The organism is Streptomyces sp. AcH 505, from assembly GCF_000818175.1.
Taxonomy (GTDB): Bacteria; Actinomycetota; Actinomycetes; order Streptomycetales; family Streptomycetaceae; genus Streptomyces.
In genome coordinates, this window is record NZ_JTIY01000001.1 from 2,023,980 (window position 1) to 2,028,747 (window position 4,768).

6 protein-coding genes and 1 tRNA gene are annotated in these 4,768 nt (G+C 72.7%); 2 read left to right on the top strand and 5 right to left on the bottom strand.

Features of this window, described 5'->3' with window-relative positions; genetic code table 11:
* Window positions 1–318: 318 nt before the first annotated feature.
* The 3 genes from HY68_RS09350 to HY68_RS09360 form a co-directional block, all read right to left on the bottom strand.
* Window positions 319–684 (bottom strand): CrcB family protein, encoded by a 366-nt coding sequence (locus HY68_RS09350; protein ID WP_041986828.1) that lies wholly within the window; start codon window positions 682–684, stop codon window positions 319–321.
* Window positions 681–1,118: a CrcB family protein gene (locus HY68_RS09355; protein WP_041995508.1), complete on the bottom strand. Its 438-nt coding sequence runs from the start codon at window positions 1,116–1,118 to the stop codon at window positions 681–683. The genes HY68_RS09350 and HY68_RS09355 overlap by 4 nt, the downstream gene beginning before the upstream one ends.
* A 116-nt stretch (window positions 1,119–1,234) precedes the next feature.
* Complete coding sequence (locus HY68_RS09360; protein ID WP_041986830.1) at window positions 1,235–1,585, bottom strand: metallopeptidase family protein; 351 nt, start codon at window positions 1,583–1,585, stop codon at window positions 1,235–1,237.
* A gap of 75 nt (window positions 1,586–1,660) precedes the next feature.
* On the opposite strand from HY68_RS09360, the gene HY68_RS09365 reads away from it, so the two are divergent.
* On the top strand, window positions 1,661–3,328 hold the full coding sequence (locus HY68_RS09365; protein ID WP_107070067.1) for a metallophosphoesterase: 1,668 nt from the start codon (window positions 1,661–1,663) through the stop codon (window positions 3,326–3,328).
* A gap of 48 nt (window positions 3,329–3,376) precedes the next feature.
* Window positions 3,377–3,449: transfer RNA gene (locus tag HY68_RS09370), tRNA-Glu, on the top strand.
* 67 nt (window positions 3,450–3,516) lie between these two features.
* Here the strand turns inward: HY68_RS09370 and HY68_RS09375 are convergent.
* On the bottom strand, window positions 3,517–4,299 hold the full coding sequence (locus tag HY68_RS09375) for a L,D-transpeptidase family protein (protein ID WP_041986834.1): 783 nt from the start codon (window positions 4,297–4,299) through the stop codon (window positions 3,517–3,519).
* 37 nt (window positions 4,300–4,336) lie between these two features.
* The coding region (locus HY68_RS09380; protein WP_041986837.1) for a hypothetical protein at window positions 4,337–4,768 on the bottom strand (432 nt) is incomplete at its 5' end.

Genomic DNA, 4,768 nt, shown 5'->3' on the forward strand with positions numbered 1-4,768 from the left:
CCGGCCACCGCGCCCGTACCGCCGTCCGGCTCCGTGCCGGCGCCGTGGTGCCCGGCGGAGTGCGCGGGGGACGGCTTCCGCGCGTCGTGGCCGACGCTCACGCAGCCGGCCGAGGCTGCGACCGCCAGCGAGGTGGCGATCCAGAGAGCGAGACGGCCTGGGGCGGGCAAAGGGCGCACGAGTGGCACCTCCGAGGGGCACGGACGCGGTCCGCCCCGGCGGTGGCGGGGGCGGGATTTCACTGCCCAACGCGCTTTTCCCGTCCGGGGACACGCCCTCGCCCGCCCTGACCGGGCGGGTACGGGAAGCCGTCGCGCCTCAGTGCCCGAAGAACCCCCGGCCCAGCTCCGTCCCGAGGAACACGGCCCCGAGCCCCACGAACAGCGACACCAGCACATTCGCCGCCGAGAAGAACTTCCAGCCGCGCTCGGCCAGCCGCAGCGTCTCGTACGAGAAGGTCGAGTACGTCGTGAGCGTCCCGCACAGGCCCGTACCGATCAGCGCGTACGTCCCCGACGAGACCGCCGCCCCTGACACGATCCCCAGGATCAGGCTCCCGGCCGTGTTGGCCGCCATCGTGCCCCAGGGGAAGACGGAGTCGTGCCGCGCCTGGACCGTACGGTCCGTCAGGTAGCGCAGCGGGGCACCGACCGCGGCCCCGACGATCACCAGCAGCCAGTTCACCGGGCCGCCTCCGTACGGTGCACCAGCCGGCGGGTCACGGTCGCCGCAGCCCAGACGGCCGCCATGGCGCCCGCGAGCGTCCCTGCCGCGTACGCCAGCGCCCTGCCCGCCTCGTCGCGGGTGAGCAGGTCGGCGAAGCCGGACGCGTACGTCGAGAAGGTCGTGAACCCGCCCAGCACCCCGACCCCGAGGAACGGCCGCACCAGCCGGTGCGCCGATCTGCCCTCCTCGCTGACGAGCACCATCAGCACCCCGATCAGCCCACAGCCCAGCAGATTGATCCAGAAGACCGTCCAGGGAAACGCGCCGGCCGGCGTCGGCCAGAGCAGGATCGCGCCGTAGCGCGCGGCGGCGCCCACGGCGCCGCCCGCCGAGATGACGGCGAGCACCGGCCCGGGATGACCGGCCGCCAGCTCCGCGCGCTGGGCGGGCATCTGGAGATCGATGTCGGGGTCGACGGGCTCCAGCGCGGCTTCATGGGAAGCGTCATGCCGGCTGTCGTGCCGGTCGTCGTGCCCGTCGTCGGGGAGATCCTGCCGGTCGTCGTCGCTCATCCGTACCCCAGGGCGTGCAGCCGCTCGTCGTCGATCCCGAAATGGTGCGCGATCTCGTGCACGACGGTGATCTCCGTCTCCGCCACCACGTCCTCGCGCGTCGCGCACATCCGCAGCGTAGGACCGCGGTAGATGGTGATCCGGTCGGGCAGCACCCCGGCGTACCACTCCCCCCGGTCGGTCAGCGGCGTCCCCTCGTACAGCCCGAGCAGCTCACGGTCGGCGGCCTCGGGCTCGTCCTCGACGAACACGGCCACGTTGTCCATCAGCCGGGTCAGCTCCTGCGGGATCCGGTCGAGCGCCTCGGAGACCAGCTCCTCGAACTCCTCACGCGTCATTTCCAGCACGCGGCCATTCTCCCGTAGCGCGGGTACCGGCGTCCGCCAGGCATGGCGGGTACCCGGCGTGGGCATACGCGCCCAATGGTCCGTGAGGTACTCCATGTCCCGATCCGCGCCGCCCGCACCGCCCGCACCGCCCTCGTACGACTGGAACGCCGCCTCAGGCCGCCGGGCAAGGGCCCGGCCGACTCGCTCAGCCACTCGCCGCACGCGCCGCATCCGTACACGCGCTCGTTCGGCCTGGTCGCCGTGGTGCTGCTGGGCGCCTATCTGGGGCTGCTGGTCGTCGGCAGCGTACGGACGCCGGTCGGCCCGATGGACACGCGGATGGCGCTGCGGCCGTCGCTGACCGGCGGTACGAAGATCAACGTCTCGCCGCTCGGCGCGCTCGAACTGGACTCGCACACCGGGCCCCTGCGGCTCGACGTGGACGTCGACCGGCTGGACCCCGTCCGCTCCCAGGCGCTGGTCAACCACCCGGACCGGATCTCCGGGCTCCAGGAGGAGGTCGGCCGCGACGTGGCGAACGGCGCGACCGAACTGGCCGTACGCTCCTGCGTCGCCGTCGTGTCCGGCGCGACCGCCCTGGGGCTGGCCGTCTACCGCAGGCCCCGCCGCGCCCTGGCCGCGGGCGGCCTCGCGCTGACCCTGCTGGCCGCGTCGGCCGGCTGCGCGTACGCCACCTGGAACCCGAAGTCCGTGCTGGAGCCGAAGTTCTCCGGGCTGCTCTCCTCGGCACCGCAGGTGGTCGGCAACGCCCGCTCGATCGTCACTGACTTCGACGTCTACCAGAAGGAGCTGGCCCGGCTCGTCACCAATGTGACCAGGCTGTACGACGCGACGTCCACGCTCCCCGCGTACCAGCCCGACCCGGCGACGCTGCGGGTGCTGCACGTCTCGGACATCCATCTCAACCCCGCGTCCTGGCAGATCATCAGCTCGCTCGTCGACGAGTACAAGATCGATGTCGTGATCGACTCGGGCGACACCATGGACCACGGCACAGCGGCCGAGAACGGCTTCCTCGACCCCGTCGCCGACCTGGGCGTCCCGTACGTCTGGGTGCGCGGCAACCACGACTCGGACGTCACCCAGCGCTATCTGGAACGGATGAAGAACGTCCGGGTCCTCGACAACGGCAAGGCCGTGACGGTGGCGGGCGTACGGGTGGCCGGGATGGGCGACCCGCAGTTCACCCCCGACCGGTCGGTGGCGGCCAAGGGCGACCCGGCCGAGCGGCTGGCGGGCGCGCGACTGGCGTCGGCGCTGCGCGACCAGGCCCAGGCCGGCACCCCGGTGGACATCGCCGTGGCGCACGAACCGACGGCGGCCGAGCAGACCGACGGCGCGGTCCCCCTCGTCCTGGCGGGCCACATCCACCACCGGGAGAACAAGGTGCTGCCGTTCGGTACGCGGCTGAAGGTGGAGGGCTCGACGGGCGGGGGCGGGCTGCGCGCCCTGCAGAACAACAGCCCGGAGAAGGTGAACGCCTCGGTGCTCTACCTGGACCGTACGACGAAGCACCTCCAGGCCTGGGACGAGATCACGCTGGGCGGCCTGGGGCTGACCACGGCGGAGGTGAGCCGCCACCTGCCGGCGGAGGCGGGAGCGCCGGGCGCGGGCGCTTCGCCGTCGCCCTCCCCGTCGGCGTCCCCGTCCCCGTCCCTCTCGCCGGGCCGGACCCCGCCCACCTCCGGGAACCCCGGTCTACCCGCGCCCACCAGCGCCGTCCCCGCGCCCGCGCGATAAACCGTTTTGGCGATACCTCGGCCGATCCCATATGCTGCTCGCGCCCTAGCCCTCATCGTCTAGTGGCCCAGGACGCCGCCCTTTCAAGGCGGTAGCACGGGTTCGAATCCCGTTGGGGGCACAATTCCAGAACACTCCAGGCCGGGACGGCGACGCCGTCCCGGCCTGGAGTGCGTTCGGCGGAAAGATCAGCGCGCGAGCGAGGCGGCGTCGCCCATGACGACCACCGGGTGCAGCGCGGGGTCGAGGGTGCGCAGCAGTGTCTTCATGTGGGGCTCGGAGAGGCTGACGCAGCCGTGCGTGGGGCCGCCGTGGTCGACGTGGAACCAGATGCCGCCGCCCTTGCCCGCGCCTTCGGGGCGGGTCCAGTCGCGCGGCGAAGTCCCCGGCCGGCGGTTGTAGTTGATGGCGACGACGTAGTCGAAGGACCCGGCGAGCGGTTCACCCGCGAAGCCCGTTCCGCCGATGGAGAAGCCGACGGGCGCGTGGTCGTACGGGAGGCGCGTACCGGGATCGCCGAGCCGGCCGCCCGCGTCGGTGAGGGCGAACACGCCGACGGGCGAACGCAGATCGCCCGCCCGGTGGTCGGCGCGCCAGCCCTCCTTGGCGTTGTGCGCGGCCCATGTGGCGCCCGCGTCCCAGCCGTTGGCGGTGCGCCGGTACAACACCACCCGGGACAGCGGGGAGTTCTTGCCCCGGCCGGTCACGATCACGACCTGGCGGGCGTTGCCGGGCACCTCGGCCAGTGTCCGCGCGCCGAGCCCCGCCAGCTCGCTGGGCAGCGGGCTCACGGTCACTGTGGCCGTCCCGCCCGTCCCGTCCGCTCCGGAGAGGGGCGAGAGCGGCGCGGCTTGTTGCGTGTGCGGCGCGGCGTCGGTGCCGCTGCCGGACGTACCGCCGGTGCCGCAGCCGGACACCGAGGCCAGTGCGGCAGCCGCCAGCACGAGGGCGACGGGAAGGCGTGAAGGCATCGAAGATCCCTTTCGGAACGGAACAGAACGGATCGGATCAGTGGTGCGGGTACCCGTCCGGCTCGGCGGACGGGACCGCGGGCAGTACGGCGTCGTCGAAGATGTCCTCGACCTGGGCGAGGGTCGACGACGACGGGCCCCTGAGACAGACGTAGGCGTTGATCACGGGCCTCTTGACCGCGGGTTCGGGGGCGGCGCCCCAGCCCATCAGCTCCTTGTACCCACCGATCGCGCGGCAACCGTCGTCCACCTGATCCGCCGGCCGGACGGTGAACGTCTTCCGCCAGGACCAGTTGTACGGCTGGTCCTCCTGCCTGAGCACCATCAGCGCCTCGCCCGCACCGAGCCGGGAGACGGGCGCGCAGGTGAAGGGGTCGCGGGTCGGCTCGTCGCACGTACTGCCGGTCAGCCGCTGCCCGTTGCCGATGAAGATCGTCACGAGCGACCGCGCGTCGGACGTGGACAGCCG

Excerpts from the sequence above, each read along its gene's own strand:
- HY68_RS09355 (WP_041995508.1), bottom strand. The coding sequence starts at position 1,118 with ATGCCCGCCCAGCGCGCGGAGCTGGCGGCCGGTCATCCCGGGCCGGTG.
- HY68_RS09375 (WP_041986834.1), bottom strand. The coding sequence starts at position 4,299 with ATGCCTTCACGCCTTCCCGTCGCCCTCGTGCTGGCGGCTGCCGCACTG.
- HY68_RS09365 (WP_107070067.1), top strand. The coding sequence starts at position 1,661 with ATGGTCCGTGAGGTACTCCATGTCCCGATCCGCGCCGCCCGCACCGCC.